Raw genomic sequence first — 214 nt, forward strand, 5'->3', positions numbered from 1 at the left:
ATCAGGGGTTTTGAGAACTGAACCCCAGCCGTCGCGGTAGACGTCCACGGCCTCCAGGAAGTCTATCAGGGGTTTTGAGAACTGAACCCCAGCCGGTGGTCCACTCTTCGTGGAATGCTTGTGAAGTCTATCAGGGGTTTTGAGAACTGAACCCCAGCTGCTGTCGCAGGAGTCCATCATGGGTATGAAGTCTATCAGGGGTTTTGAGAACTGA

The 214-nt window shown here is 53.3% G+C and carries 1 protein-coding gene; it reads right to left on the bottom strand.

Going from position 1 to position 214, the window contains the following annotated elements:
- The coding region (locus tag HMPREF2559_RS13155) for a hypothetical protein (RefSeq protein ID WP_210387033.1) at positions 1-180 on the bottom strand (180 nt) is incomplete at its 3' end.
- Positions 181-214: the final 34 nt, after the last annotated feature.

Source organism: Corynebacterium sp. HMSC072G08 (assembly GCF_001809185.1).
Classification (GTDB): Bacteria; Actinomycetota; Actinomycetes; order Mycobacteriales; family Mycobacteriaceae; genus Corynebacterium; species Corynebacterium phoceense.